Source organism: Bifidobacterium bombi DSM 19703 (assembly GCF_000737845.1).
Classification (GTDB): domain Bacteria; phylum Actinomycetota; class Actinomycetes; order Actinomycetales; family Bifidobacteriaceae; genus Bifidobacterium; species Bifidobacterium bombi.
Genome location: NZ_ATLK01000001.1, coordinates 110,045 through 123,167, shown reverse-complemented (window position 1 = coordinate 123,167; position 13,123 = coordinate 110,045). Strand labels below are relative to the sequence as shown.

Here is a 13,123-nt window from a genome sequence, read left to right as displayed (position 1 = left end):
AAAACGAAAGCGCTGCTCAAACCCAACGGTCCAGCCCCTGCGGCAATGGCGGGTGAGCATTGACACCGGCAAACCGAACACACCCCGTATTAAGCTTAGTAGCATGTCCAGCACTTCGAGAATGACTTCATACCAACGCCGCGAACAGCTTATCAGAATTGGCCGCTCTCTGTTTGCCGCTAAGGGATACGAAGCGGTGAGCGTGGAGGAGATAGCCGCGGCGGCCAAGGTAAGCAAGCCTATCGTATATGAGCATTTCGGCGGCAAGGAAGGTCTGTACGCAGTGGTGGTGGACCGTGAAATGCGCGCACTGACAGACACGCTTATCAATGCACTTTCTCACGAAGACGAGCACCCCCGCCAAATCGTCGAGCGCACGGCGTTGGAGCTACTGACATACATCGAGAACAACGCGGAAGGCTTCCAAGTGTTGGTGCGAGACTCCCCCAGCACCGACCCCGCCGGTTCGTTCAACTCACTACTGGGCGACATCAGTCTTCGCGTCGAGGAGATACTTGGCAAAGCCTTCAAAAAGCACCACCTACCGGTCAAATTCACCCCATATTACGCCCAAATGCTCGTGGGTATGACCGTCTTCACGGGCCAATACTGGGCGGGGCACCCGAAAATCAGCAAAGAGCAGCTCGCCGCCCACATCGTCAACCTTGCATGGTACGGGCTTTCCCGGCTTGAGGCAAAGCCGGAACTACGATTCGAAGGAAAGGAATCCGGAGGCGAACGGCATGACGGGCTATTGCAGACGGCGCACTCCGGTGGTGATACCGACGATGCCGACGATGCCGACGGGACGGCGGAATGCCATAATGCGGATATGGACGATGCTCAGGCAACTGATGAAACCGCACAGAAGCAAGCTGCCGCACCTGACGAACCTGACGAAGACACCATCACCGGAACCACCGATTAGGACCCTGAACCCCAGGCTGATGGTTTCGGCCAAACCGACGATTAGGCCGAAATCCGCGCATTGGCCGGGGTTGTGCGTATCAGGCACACCATTGTTGCGACCAAGGCCAGCCATATGGCTGGATCAGTCATCGAATCGGACACACCGGCGACCTTGCCCTGAATTTCTTCAACGAAGTCAATGAGGTCTGTCGGAAAGAGCAAACGAGTTTTTCATGTGATCGCTTGAAGTATCCAGCACACGGCTAAGCAATCTCCTGTTGCGGCGCTCCAAATAGTCAGCCATACGCTGGTTCGCACGCTCAAGCAGTGCATGCAACGCCTTGCATACTGCGGGAGGACAAGGAGCAGAAAACCACCCAACGGAACCATCTGCCGATGTCGTTTCCACCGCCACCGCCCGTACGTCGTCGTCCGCATCCACGGACGATTCAGCACCGCCGATCAACGCCCGTCGGAAAAGCTCCGTGCCTCTGGCATCACTTTGATCAAGAAACGCATGGCCATGCCCCATCACATCCTCATGAAACGCTTCCACTGCACTGACATTGAGATCGTACTGGGCATCAGCGATTACGGCAATCAACCGAGCGGTCCAATACAGGGTGTGCGTATCGACTTCTCCGGTCGTATCGCGCAGATAGGCAGGGGTGTCACTCACGGAAGTGTAGAACGGCATGGGTGCCGTGAACGGTTGCGAGCCGAACGCAAGCCACATCACGGAGCGGAAGGAATACGGCATATATGGGCGAATTTGCATGATCGCCAAGTGCCCGGTGCGGCTTATGCCCACGGGCCTGAAACGGTGACGCGACTCGTCGGTCCCCTCGTGGCCGTATGGATCATACGGCGTGTCCTCATAATGCGAGCTGAGCACACGATGCACATCCTCCACACTCACCTTGCCTTCAGGCACCCTGCACCACGGAATATCATCGGAAAGCGGAGTGTGACTGGCAGTGGGAGAATCCCAATCGTCACTTGGATTGAGGCACCGTTCCATATACCAGGCGCGTGGGGTGTTGTAGACGTGATCGGTAACTGTCGCCGTCCCGAACACTTGGCGTGGGTTCAGATGACGCCAGTGCTCCTGCGACTCATCCATCGACCGGTCAAGATGATTCGTCTCGATGAATTCGCGCAAATCGGCGGAACACATGTAATCACCTTCGTTGCCTTGCCCTTCGCCGTCCGCGAGCGCCGCGACGAGATCGAAATCGTCAATGCCAAGCTGATTGGGAATGACCGCATAGCAATCGTCGGGAACCCTCCGGGCAATCCAGTGGTGACCACCAACGGTCTCCACATACCACACCTCATCACCATCGCTGATGCTGACGCCGTTTGCCTCATACGTGCCATACACCCGGAGCAGCTCCCCCAAACGCCTTACAGCCTCCCGTGCGGTGTGCACATACGGAAGGACCAATGTAATGATGTCCTCCTCCCCTATGCCTCCCGGCACCTCGCCATGAGCTTCGGTATCCGAAGGGATGTCCCACCCTTTTGGCTGGGCAGCGGCACAACGATCACCACCAGGAATGGTGCCATTGCCGGCGTCATTCTCCGCTTCTTTCGTTACGCCGTCAAACAAGTCATCGACCTTCAACCCGGTATCGAGCGCATCGGGATCGTACGCCTCGGGTTCACCGTGCGCATTCCAGAAAACCTCGACTGCTGACGGAACATGGTCTGTAACCAAGCCGTCTACTTTTTTGACAGCCTGCTGGGCCCGCACCCGCGCCGGACGCAACACTACCAAGGGATCAGCTCCAAGCACGCGTTCATTGACGGCGATGGTCTCCGTGGCACTCATCGCCACGTTACGCTCCGAAATCCCAGCCTCGGCCAAAATCCCGCGGTTTCGCAGTGCGTTCGGCGCGATGGTGTAGGCGCATGGATCGTCCGGCAAATCCATCTCGACATGGCTTATGACGCTGCGGTAATGCCGAGGTTGGTCAGCGGGGCTTACCGCCACAAAACGCTTGGGGTCATAACGCCCGCCACCACTGTCATCGTTGCGCGCGACGAGCGTCGAACCATCATAACTGGCATTTTTCCCTACAAGAAGCGTTGTGCAAGACATGCCTGTATTCTACCTAACCCTGGCCCGATTAACTGAGTTACCACGACTCGCCGTTATTCCCTACCGCGCAAACACCGTCACATTGCAACCCCTAACCTATACTATTGAAGAAAACAAAAACAACCGCGTCAAGCACGAGGGTGCAAGCGGCTTATCTAGGGAGAACCAATGCAAAACACACAGGACACGCAAAACGAAGCGATAGTGAACATCTACGGTGCCGATTGGTGCGGCGACTGCAAACGAGCCAAAGCCGCGCTGGAGCGTTTCGGCGTCAGCTACGCCTGGCATGACATCGAGCATGAGGACGGTGCCGAGGCACGGGCCATCGAAATCAGCGGCCAGAAACACATCCCAGTGGTGCTGTTTTCCGATGAAACGTTCCTAGTGGAGCCATCCGCAAATGACCTTAAGACGAAACTGACCGAGCTCGGCGTACCGATCAAGGACTGAACGTCCAACAATAGAGTTCAGAATGGCTTGATGCTGCGGATTGCGATGCGGGTCCGAAAGACGTTGCTTTGGGGCATCGAGCTTTCGGCGAACGCGCTTCGCAATGGGTGCAAATTACAATAAACGGACGATGCGGCGAACACGGTCGGAGACGACCACCATTATTTTAGGGCTTGTGGTTCAGTGAGCTCATACACCTACGAACATACATCCCCGTGACTTTATTTCCTTTGCGAATATCCTTTCCGACCCATAAGTGGATCTGGAAAGGACGCTGAACGACTGCGATGAGGAAAAACGAAACACCGGTGGTTCGCGTCCACGGATCCGCTATAATAGTTGATTGTGCCCCTCTGGCTCAATGGTTAGAGCAGCGTCCTTTTAAGTCGTGGGTTGTCGGTTCGAGTCCGACGGGGGGCACTCAAACCGGTCGGAATCATTGTGGTTCCGACGTTTCCGTCTCCTGGCTGCTTTCGATTGTGTGGGTCACATACGGCAAGTTGTGTGGGTCGCGAGCTAGACTGTCCTCATGCGAGGCAACGGCGGGGTCTATCCCAAGAAGCGGGTCCTGCGTGACGGCGGCACGCACACGTATTACGTGTGGCGAAGAGAACCGTAACGATCGAAGGCAGGCACATTGGCAAGGAGAGATCGGGCCCGACACCGGAAGTAGCCATCGCGGCCCGCGAGAAAGCCGTTCTGCGCGCATACGGGGGCGTCGCCGAGGTAACGATACCGAAGGCGAAACGCTCCAAACCCGCACCGACCATGTCCGAGGCGATGACAAAGTGGAACGAGATGTGGAACGTCAGCGACGGCACGATGGACCGCACGCGCAGCGTCATCAAGAACGACATCCAAGGTGATTTTGGCGACTTGCCAGTGTCTAAGGTGTCACAGGGAGATATTGAAACACTCCTAGCGTCACGGCCCAGCGCGTAGTCACGGCGGACTCTGTACAAGAACCTGCATATGTTTCTACGAATGGGCCTTCGAACATCACTTGGTCAAGGCAAACCCTATCCAAGGTGAAGCGCCCGCCCATGCCTCGAGCGCGTCAAGCCACATCCATCAAGATGGAGACGAACGTTCGGTGTCTGAAATACGTTCTACTGCCGTATCTCGAAGTCCGGGCCCAACTGCTTTATCGCCGCCATACGCTGAGGCTGGTCCCGATGACTAAGACGGGTCAGACACGAGTTGTGGAAATGCCCAATGTCATGTGGCCGGCATTCCTCCAATGGTCGATCCGGCGCAATGAACTGATGAAGAGCGGGCAGTGGCACCCGAAGCCGGGCATGGAGAACCTTGTCCTAACATCCGAGACCGGGAGAGCACTGCGCCAACAGGATGATTCGAAGCTTTGGCGCGGCGTCCTAACAGAGGCGCAGAAAGACATCCTTGAATCGCAACGAGTCACTTGGACGATGGCCTTCAACCGCCACATCGCTGTTACGCTTCTACGGGACGCGGGCATCAACGAAAATCTGGTCGCGGCAATGATGGGCCACAACATCGCCATTGAGGACCGTCACTACTACCAGTCCCAGTTGTCCGCGCAGGCCGCAGCAACCGCCCAACTCCACGGGGAAATCCAGCGTTACATGCAGCAGCACACGGCGGCGACAGCGCTACGAGATAATGATGTTCCAACCGATGAATGGTTCAATGAAGAAGCATGATTCCGATTCTGGGCGCGATTCGGACATTGTCTCAGCCCCCGCCGGAAATGCGGAAAAAGCGCGACGGCTCGACCGATAGTCAATAATCGCGATGGACTCCGCGATTATTGAAGACGTCGATTCTGAGAGCCGTCGGCATCGTCGCCAAGGCTGCTCGGGAGGGTGATTTTCAAAAAATCGGCGCGTGACCACCGCTACTACTAACTAGATATAAAGCGCCCTACCCTCGGCTTGGGGCTTCTCAAAGCCCCAAGCGACTGGCGGGCGATGCAAATGGCGACGGGCTCCGCCCGCCCCCTCCAGACGTCGTTGTCCTTCAGGCCCGGCGTTATCGCCACCTCGATTCTGGTGTGGGCATCGCTCCTCCACCTTTGCCTGTGCTAAGGCGCCCCCGGGCCCTGTCTTCGGCAATAATCCGTCACACGCTCCCGTGTGACGGCCCACAGCACCTTGGAGCAGCGCGCGATCGACATCAATCGCGCGCACCGCGGCAATGCCGCGGCTGACCTCCAGCCTTGACCGCGTCCCCCGGCGGCATACGAAATCCTGGCACTTTGGGCGGTCGCTTGTTAAGCTCGCCGCCGTTTCCCCCATCATGCCGAAGCTGTTAGTCGCCGCGCATCCGGGCTGGCTGTATAGAGCCTTGCTCGCTAGCCGGGCATCATCCGTCGGGAGACCCGGTCACCAGTCCGATGCGCGTCCGCCCCCCGATCGGGAGCTAGACCTGCCCTTCCAATGCAATCAATGAACATCTAACCAATATCGTCCGAAAGCCATGACTAAGAGGACGGGCATCATCCGACGGCGGCATTCAGCCATCTTCAACATGTCCGGAAGCCGTCGATCGGCGATTGATAGATAAGAGATGACATCCGGACGAACGTTCGAATGCGGAAAGGACGATATGAAGTCCGGATACATCAGGGTCTCCACGGCCCGCCAGGCAGACGAGAGGACCTCGCTGGACAGCCAGAAGAAGGCGCTGCTCGATGCCGGCGTCGCGCCGGAGCACATCTACGACGACGCGGTGGTCTCGGAAAAACAATGAAGCGCCCCGGCTTCACGTCGCTCCAGAAGGCCACGACGAGGGGGACACAATCATCGTCGCCTGCGGGGTGTCAGCTGATTCACAAGCCGCATGATGACCTTCCATGCGAACTGGTCTTCGGCGCCAGTTCCTCCATTGGTTCCGAACATGGGAACCTCGATAATGTCGGGTGATTTGTTTCCATAACACGACTTGGAGAACAACTCACGAATAATTTACAGAATTAAATTTATTTTAACCTTGCAATTTCAAGGTAGTAAAGAGATTGAGCCACATCTAAAGCTAAAGTCTCTAATGTAAAAGTCGGATCAGTATCGGAATCTTGTAATTTGATTCTAGTAATAAGAGTTCTGACAAATTGTTTTGTAGCTGGAGTGGTTTCATCTTCAAGTGAGTCCAAAAAAGATTCCAATGAGCGCAAAAGCCCCTCTGTACTTGTTGGAATATTTAGATTTTTACTCAATTTCCTACCCCTAATACAAAATTACAAGCCATGTGTTAGCTTGACCCCGGTCGTACGTTTCCATTCCCAAGAATACCGGTTTTGGGGATTAATTTCGTTGCAACGGTTATTATCGTTGCAACGATGGCGTTTATCAGTGCTTTTCACCCTGTCAGTGCAAGATGTGCACAGTATAAAAACAGATGTTTTCCTGACGGCCTCAACAAAAACACAACGCTTCGTGGGAACCCTTATACGAAAGATCTATTGAGATGTCATACCCACGGCTACTGCATATGGCATCTATGGGAACTGCTCAGCTTCAAGCAACAAACCGATCTATATGATGCGTATTTCAAGATAACGGGCAAAACCAACCATGAGCACAACCTGCTGTTCATCACACGACAGATGAGAAACGCGGCAGCGCATGGGAACTGTCTCATGACCAATATCGCTCGTCCTTATGAAGCAAAACGCAAGACGAAACGGCTTGATACCGAAGTGATTTCTGCAGCGTTGAAGATGTGTGGGCAACAGATGCGACCAAGTACCAGAGGCGGTAGTCTTCAACATCAGCTCGACCTGTTACTGCTGAACAATTTTGCAGCCGTGCTCGTCTGCCATCTTAGATTGGTACAAAGCATGGCGATGCTTGAGCATACCCGCATCGAGTTGAACAATCTCTCGCGTCGAATGCAACTCCACCAAAAGGAATATTTCGGACGGGGGGAAGGCCTGTCGGCACCCGGGAACGGAGAACATATATGCGGCTTTAAATGCACTGTGCACATTGTGCGACGGTTACAGCAATCAAGCAGAGCGCCGGGTGAAAAAACTAGAGCAGAATCGGGTCATGCCATGATACGGACACTCTGATACCAGAACGGATGCCCCTTATTCCACGGACCAATATCGCAAACCCCCACATGTTGCACCCTGCCAAACTTCAGACTGTGAGCACACATTCGATGGGCCTGCAGAATCAGACAAACGGATTACAACAGAACCTACGGCGGTTCTCATCATCTGTAGGGGAAGGAAATCCCCGGTTCCGAAAGACTCCATCGCAAATGCAGATGCCGAATGAGCTTTCAAAAGGAAGAGCCCAAGCCCATGAGGTACGCGTTACCGATGTCTAAGTGTAGAATCCGAGGACAGGCCTGAAACTCCCAGCGATTGGCATCACTGCGCCTTGAACCGAGCTGCCTGTAGAGCGTTACCATGAACACAATCTCTTTAAATTCTTACGGTATCAATCCATGCCATGTAGCCCAATGAAAAACGTCGGTTGTCTTCCGCGCATACGTACTCGCCTTAACCTGATTCGGACAGGGCACTATTCGGAGCGCAGGGCATGCAGGATGACTTCATCAGCAACAGCGCTTAACAAATCAGCAGATCATGGACCACGCCTGACTACCGAATAATAGGCCCGAGTTACCAGAGACTGAACATTCCAGAGGGCATGAGCACCGAGACAAATAACTCAACTACAAGGATGCCCATATGGGATGAGAAAACCAGTAGCGCCGGATCGCAACATTGACAATCTGCTTTTCCAAATGTCATGCCTGCCTTTACAAGTTCAAAATGATATCCCTACTTCGGAAGACGGTGCAGCACTCATTGGATTCCGTAGGCAGGGTTGGTTGATGGCATCGTCATTCATAATGCGTCCATGCCTGTAGGGCATCATTCCATGCCATTGGACGCATTCGCGAATCCAGCTGCACCATGATTAAATTCAAGCAGATCACCTTTGGAGTAAGGCCACTCGCGAGTAGTGCATTCTAGGCTCTGTATGGATTAAGGCTGTCATCCATGGGCGGCAGGCTGGATTCCAGGAACCAACAGAACGCAGAAGAGTTCTGAGTTGCCAATGCATCTGCAAGTCTTCCGCAGATCCTGATTCATGCCGGCAAGTGGGGATAATTGGTTCACACACGGTCAACATTTTGACACAAAGTACTTTGCGGTATAGAATACAAAGTAACATCGCGATGCTTTGTATTTTCGTTTCCGTTAGGCAACCGGTCAGAAAGCCGGATTGCCTACGTTGAAAGGAGTTCATATGGAGTCAGGTGAAACACGAAAAGGCCATACCATACAAACAGATCAAGCTAAAGACGACTTACGGACCGATGAAGCGAAAGCAGGAGGGCCGTCAACGAGCATGAATGAACTGTACGATGATGAGCCGGCCATCTCGGATCCGGCTCAAGCCATGCGATTGGTCGACGATGAAAGCCGTCGTCTAAGAGCCATGTTCGCCACCAACGGACAGGCCTTGTATCTGACTTGGGGACTGGTCTGGCTGGCCGCATATCTGGTGCTGGGCATTTCCTCCCTGCGGACTACCCACGGGCCCAGTAGCGCTGCATTCATCATATACAGTCTCTTGCTGTTGACCGGTGTGGCCACCAGTATCATATGCGGTATCAAGGCGGGAACTGGCCGGCGAGGGCAGTCTAAACTCAAGGAGATGATTTACGGCTGGTCCTGGTTCCTCGCCTTCCTGGGCGGCATGCTGATGTGTGCGGGCCTCGTCCGGCATCTGGGTCTGTCCGGGGAGTATGTGGCCACGGTCTACAATTGCACGGCCGTCCTCATCGTGGGGATTCTCTACATGGTCGGGAGCGTTCTTGCTGATTTCGACCTGCCTATGTTCCTGGGAGGAGTCCTGATGCTGGTCATTGGGATACTCATGCCGTTGCTGTCCGCTACGGTCGGATTCTTCATCATGGCCGTCGTCGGCGGCGGCTCCTTCCTCGTCCTTGCAGGCGTGGTCCATGCCTGCACTAGGGGTCTGAACCGGAAACGTGCAAGGAGATAAGATGTCGACAGAACTCAATCCCGTCATACACGTGGAATCCAGGCTGAGAATCATGACGGTGCTCTCAAGGCTCGGGACGCAGGAGGAGCTGTCGTTCGAAAAGCTTCGCACCATGCTGGATATGACACCCGGCAATCTGTCCGCTCATCTCAACAAGCTAGAACAGGCGGGATATGTGGCCATATCCAAAACCTTCGAGAGCCGCAAGCCCGTGACCTATGTCCGCGTGACGCCCGAAGGCGAGGCCGTCTTTCAGACATACCTCAAGAACCTCAAGGAACTACTGGGACAGAATTGACTGGGCGATGCGCGTATTGCCGGCGAGCGTATCGCCGGTATGCCGTACACAGAATCGCGATATCGAGCATCGACAGACAGCCCGGAGGCACCGTGCCGGACATCAGCGAGCACGAACAACACCTGAATAGCTCAGCCGGTTAGAGAAGCCGACCCATACTCAGCGTATCCGGGGTTCGAATCCCCGTGGGGGCACAGTTGAGGAACCCGCTTCGTCGGGTTCCTTTTTTATTGCCGTACGTGCCACCCCAAGCATCAGATTTCGAACTGGGAATTTGATCAGCATCCCCCGCCCAGTCAAGTGCTGTGAAATATCGGCGATAATGCGGATCCAAGGAAAGATGAATGAGTACATACGTTCATGGAAAAGAGAACCCATTAACCAAACTGTTGCGTCCGGAATGAGTCTTGGCCATACTTTCACCAAGCACGAAAAGGGTGTGCACTCCACCTCGATGGTGATGTGCACGCCCATGGGCGACTCTAGGTTCAGACCGTCTGTATTGCCTTGGGTCTGATCAGCTCGCGCAGATACGCCGATTGACTGACGTGCACGGAGGCCGCCGCCTGGTCGAGCTCATACTGCCAGGACTTGGGAATCCTGACTTGTATCTTTATGGTTTCCTCGCGCCGCTGCTCCACACACAGCCGGCCAAGAAGCACATCGTCGGCCTCCTGCGCAGTGTCGGTGCCTGCGGCCTCCATGAGCAAGGCATCCATCTGCCGCTGCGCCTCGGCTCCGGTGTAACGCTCCGATTCCTGCTGGTTCCAGCGTCACACGTCATCGTTCGTAATAGATTCAGTCATCTTTCCTCCTCGTGCATCTGGATCGGCATCAGTCACAATCCATGAATCCTTCGTTAACGATAACCCGCCCACAGTGCCACTTCCACCACTTCGCCTCAGCACGGAATTGTTCGGCGTTAATATTTCTTCAGGATGATACTTGCGTTATCATATAACTTGCGTTAGTATTAATTTGCGTTAGCACAAAACATGCGTTAGTATTAACGTGTATTCAAAAGAATACAAATTTTAAAACAAAGGAGCACTAATGATCTTTATTAAAGTGGTACCGCAGAAGAAATCCGATTTCATCATCGATGGACAGCAAATTGACTGGGTTGGCGTGCCGTTTAGCTACAACTCCGCCATTCCGGAAGATCGTGCGGAATTCGTTCAGCACAACCGCGGCATATGGCGGATAGGAGAACGCGCGAAGGATGAGCGGTATATCGCGTTCACTTTTGAATCCAAGGTGATATGCGTCGCCGAAATTTCCGATATTAGGCCATCCGAACAGTATCCGGAGCGTTCCTATTTCGTCTGCACCCCGCTGGGCCCCGGGTCGCCCGTTTACGATAAGTGGATAGGCAAGGATCAGCCGTTTGCAGTGCGGAGCCGTAACCCCATCTCCTACTGGCACGATTACGAAATCGATGGCACGTCGGGATGGTCATGGAGGAACGATGACGAGATTCTTGACCTCATCGATGGAATCGCAAAACGTGAAAACACGCGAGAGAACTTGATCGCCTTTCTAAAGAGAACAGACAATCAACAATAAGAGCCACGTCAGTCTTGTGGTTACGACGGAGACATTTCGATGCCGGCTCGTACCCAACTACATACCCATAACATCCTCCGATCTCTTCTGCCTCAGACATCGGCAACGGGACCGGAGGATGTGTTTGTTGCGGCCGATAACGAGAGGCAGGGTACCAGACTACCGATCTGCTTAAACCACTAATAAAGCTCAAACTCCGGGTTCTCTGGAATCTGTAGTGCGGACGGGTCGAGGTATGGGTCCGGTATGTGAGCAATCTGCCTAGACGCAAGAGCAAAGCCCTGTGTTCCCGTCTTTTCATATTCATAACGATCTATAATGCGTGAGAACATCCGTTCCAGACCCGCCAGGTCACCCCTCATATGCGTGATACCGATATCGGTCCAGTGATTTCATAGCTTTCCGATTATCTTCTGTACACGAAAAAATATATTGCTGTGTGGTTGCCAGGGACTCGTGGCCTAGCAGTGCTTGCACCTCGGCAACATCACATGTCGCGTGCCACAAATCAGTAGCAAACCGCCTGCGGAATAAGTGTGGCGACCAACCCGTAACCTGCTTGACGAGCCTGTACACCGTATCCGGGCAGAGATGACCATGCTCCCCTGGGAACAGCCACCCCTTGGGGCGACTCCTGATCTCAGTAGCCAGCAGATCGGTTAACGGTACGATCCGATCCTTCTCTCCTTTCCCGTGCACCACCAGGCTCGGACCCATCGCATCTTCAATGACGTCATTCGTCCGGACTTGACATATCTCACGGCGGCGTAATCCGGCGTCCGCCGCAAGCATGACCATAAGACGGACGCGCCAATCAGTGCTTGACAACCCCAAATCCCTAGCGATAGGAGGAGCTGGCAACTGCTTATGTTTGTCGCGCTTTATACGCGGCACATCGGTCATAAAATCGTGCGATAGACGTTTGGTGCGCACAGCCCAACGAGAGAACGACGCCAGCGCGTTACGGCCAACCCTCATACCGGCATTACTTACTCCGCGGCCAAGATAAGCAACAACATCAATACCAAGAATACCGTCATGATCTTTACGACTAAAGATCGCGAAATGACTAACCTCATACCACCACGCTTCTATCGTGTTGATCGTAAGACCTTGCACTCTCACGTCGGCAACCCAACTATCCAGCCAAGCGATCCATGCTGTACGCGGTTGCCGTCGTGATACAAATTCCAAAATTTCCCCTCCTTTTCGGTTGTTGCGGCACATTCAGCGTGTCTGAAACCTAGTATGAATCCATTAAGGGCATAATCGTGATTCAGCAAAAAATTGAGTACCGCATAAATAAAAGTAGTAACAGCGCTACGGGCCGTCCTTTAAGTCGTGGGTTGTCGGTTCGAGTCCGACGGGGGCACTCCTGAATCAGGAAGCATAAAGCGTATTGATACGGATCATCCGCGATCCATGCATCAACTTCGATAACGGTGTACGCGAATAACCGGAACATCCTTGAACCGTCGGATTCCTCCATTAGCACCATAAGGTCAAGCAAATCAAAGGCTCGCATCCACACTGTCATCCAGTGACGCGACTGGTTCCGATTATTCCAGTGATGCTCGATCAGCATGACCACGATTATCAACATCCGAGCCACGTGATAAGCGAACTAACCGCGGAACCGGGAACCGGTGACGATCGATACGACATATGCGACGATGAACGCTATGACGAAGAAAGCGATGACACTATCAACAGTTTTATTGGACATCTTGTAGTGACATCGAATCTCATTGACCACATCCGTAAAAGCGAAAACACGTCCGCGTC

At 53.9% G+C, this 13,123-nt stretch carries 13 protein-coding genes and 1 tRNA gene; 10 read left to right on the top strand and 4 right to left on the bottom strand.

Features of this window, described 5'->3' with window-relative positions; all coding sequences use genetic code 11:
- The first annotated feature begins 103 nt into the window (after positions 1 to 103).
- Positions 104 to 928 (top strand): TetR/AcrR family transcriptional regulator, encoded by an 825-nt coding sequence (locus BBOMB_RS00465; protein WP_044093260.1) that lies wholly within the window; start codon positions 104 to 106, stop codon positions 926 to 928.
- 177 nt (positions 929 to 1,105) lie between these two features.
- On the opposite strand, the gene BBOMB_RS00460 is transcribed toward BBOMB_RS00465, so the two are convergent.
- Positions 1,106 to 3,013 carry a C69 family dipeptidase gene (locus tag BBOMB_RS00460; RefSeq protein WP_052377312.1) on the bottom strand — a complete coding sequence of 636 codons (1,908 nt, stop codon included), beginning with the start codon at positions 3,011 to 3,013 and terminating at the stop codon, positions 1,106 to 1,108.
- Positions 3,014 to 3,181: 168 nt separating this feature from the next.
- On the opposite strand from BBOMB_RS00460, the gene BBOMB_RS00455 reads away from it, so the two are divergent.
- The 5 genes from BBOMB_RS00455 to BBOMB_RS00430 all read left to right on the top strand — a co-directional run bounded on the left by BBOMB_RS00455 (position 3,182) and on the right by BBOMB_RS00430 (position 6,196).
- Entirely contained in the window at positions 3,182 to 3,466 is a 285-nt protein-coding gene (locus BBOMB_RS00455; protein WP_044087898.1) for a glutaredoxin domain-containing protein, read from the top strand.
- A gap of 347 nt (positions 3,467 to 3,813) precedes the next feature.
- Positions 3,814 to 3,886, top strand: a tRNA-Lys gene (locus tag BBOMB_RS00450).
- Positions 3,887 to 4,066: 180 nt separating this feature from the next.
- The gene (locus tag BBOMB_RS00445) at positions 4,067 to 4,408 is read left to right on the top strand and encodes a hypothetical protein (RefSeq protein ID WP_044087899.1); all 342 of its coding nucleotides are present in this window, start codon (positions 4,067 to 4,069) and stop codon (positions 4,406 to 4,408) included.
- Positions 4,409 to 4,641: 233 nt separating this feature from the next.
- Positions 4,642 to 5,148, top strand: coding sequence for a hypothetical protein (locus BBOMB_RS00440; RefSeq protein ID WP_152570170.1), 507 nt, complete (start codon positions 4,642 to 4,644; stop codon positions 5,146 to 5,148).
- A gap of 865 nt (positions 5,149 to 6,013) precedes the next feature.
- Positions 6,014 to 6,196, top strand: coding sequence for a recombinase family protein (locus BBOMB_RS00430; RefSeq protein ID WP_044087901.1), 183 nt, complete (start codon positions 6,014 to 6,016; stop codon positions 6,194 to 6,196).
- A 229-nt stretch (positions 6,197 to 6,425) separates the two neighbouring features.
- On the opposite strand, the gene BBOMB_RS07980 is transcribed toward BBOMB_RS00430, so the two are convergent.
- Complete coding sequence (locus BBOMB_RS07980) at positions 6,426 to 6,659, bottom strand: hypothetical protein (protein WP_152570171.1); 234 nt, start codon at positions 6,657 to 6,659, stop codon at positions 6,426 to 6,428.
- Positions 6,660 to 6,740: 81 nt separating this feature from the next.
- Here BBOMB_RS07980 and BBOMB_RS00425 point away from each other — a divergent pair, with 81 nt between their 5' ends.
- From BBOMB_RS00425 to BBOMB_RS00415, 3 genes are all read left to right on the top strand, one after another.
- Positions 6,741 to 7,517 carry a hypothetical protein gene (locus tag BBOMB_RS00425; RefSeq protein ID WP_044087903.1) on the top strand — a complete coding sequence of 259 codons (777 nt, stop codon included), beginning with the start codon at positions 6,741 to 6,743 and terminating at the stop codon, positions 7,515 to 7,517.
- A gap of 1,297 nt (positions 7,518 to 8,814) precedes the next feature.
- Entirely contained in the window at positions 8,815 to 9,474 is a 660-nt protein-coding gene (locus BBOMB_RS00420; protein ID WP_152570172.1) for a hypothetical protein, read from the top strand.
- A gap of 1 nt (position 9,475) precedes the next feature.
- Positions 9,476 to 9,772 (top strand): transcriptional regulator, encoded by a 297-nt coding sequence (locus BBOMB_RS00415; RefSeq protein WP_044087905.1) that lies wholly within the window; start codon positions 9,476 to 9,478, stop codon positions 9,770 to 9,772.
- Positions 9,773 to 10,260: 488 nt separating this feature from the next.
- On the opposite strand, the gene BBOMB_RS00405 is transcribed toward BBOMB_RS00415, so the two are convergent.
- A complete protein-coding gene (locus BBOMB_RS00405) occupies positions 10,261 to 10,491 on the bottom strand; it encodes a hypothetical protein (RefSeq protein WP_044087907.1) in 231 nt (76 codons plus the stop codon).
- 334 nt (positions 10,492 to 10,825) lie between these two features.
- Here BBOMB_RS00405 and BBOMB_RS00400 point away from each other — a divergent pair, with 334 nt between their 5' ends.
- Complete coding sequence (locus tag BBOMB_RS00400) at positions 10,826 to 11,338, top strand: hypothetical protein (protein ID WP_044087908.1); 513 nt, start codon at positions 10,826 to 10,828, stop codon at positions 11,336 to 11,338.
- A gap of 351 nt (positions 11,339 to 11,689) precedes the next feature.
- On the opposite strand, the gene BBOMB_RS00390 is transcribed toward BBOMB_RS00400, so the two are convergent.
- Positions 11,690 to 12,532: a tyrosine-type recombinase/integrase gene (locus tag BBOMB_RS00390; protein WP_044087910.1), complete on the bottom strand. Its 843-nt coding sequence runs from the start codon at positions 12,530 to 12,532 to the stop codon at positions 11,690 to 11,692.
- Positions 12,533 to 13,123: the final 591 nt, after the last annotated feature.

What these genes read in the sequence shown, in the direction of transcription:
- BBOMB_RS00405 (WP_044087907.1), bottom strand. Translation starts at nt 10,491, where the DNA reads ATGGATGCCTTGCTCATGGAGGCCGCAGGCACCGACACTGCGCAGGAG.
- BBOMB_RS00460 (WP_052377312.1), bottom strand. Translation starts at nt 3,013, where the DNA reads ATGTCTTGCACAACGCTTCTTGTAGGGAAAAATGCCAGTTATGATGGT.
- BBOMB_RS00430 (WP_044087901.1), top strand. Translation starts at nt 6,014, where the DNA reads ATGACATCCGGACGAACGTTCGAATGCGGAAAGGACGATATGAAGTCC.
- BBOMB_RS00440 (WP_152570170.1), top strand. Translation starts at nt 4,642, where the DNA reads ATGACTAAGACGGGTCAGACACGAGTTGTGGAAATGCCCAATGTCATG.
- BBOMB_RS00455 (WP_044087898.1), top strand. Translation starts at nt 3,182, where the DNA reads ATGCAAAACACACAGGACACGCAAAACGAAGCGATAGTGAACATCTAC.
- BBOMB_RS00420 (WP_152570172.1), top strand. Translation starts at nt 8,815, where the DNA reads ATGAATGAACTGTACGATGATGAGCCGGCCATCTCGGATCCGGCTCAA.
- BBOMB_RS00465 (WP_044093260.1), top strand. Translation starts at nt 104, where the DNA reads ATGTCCAGCACTTCGAGAATGACTTCATACCAACGCCGCGAACAGCTT.
- BBOMB_RS00415 (WP_044087905.1), top strand. Translation starts at nt 9,476, where the DNA reads ATGTCGACAGAACTCAATCCCGTCATACACGTGGAATCCAGGCTGAGA.
- BBOMB_RS00400 (WP_044087908.1), top strand. Translation starts at nt 10,826, where the DNA reads ATGATCTTTATTAAAGTGGTACCGCAGAAGAAATCCGATTTCATCATC.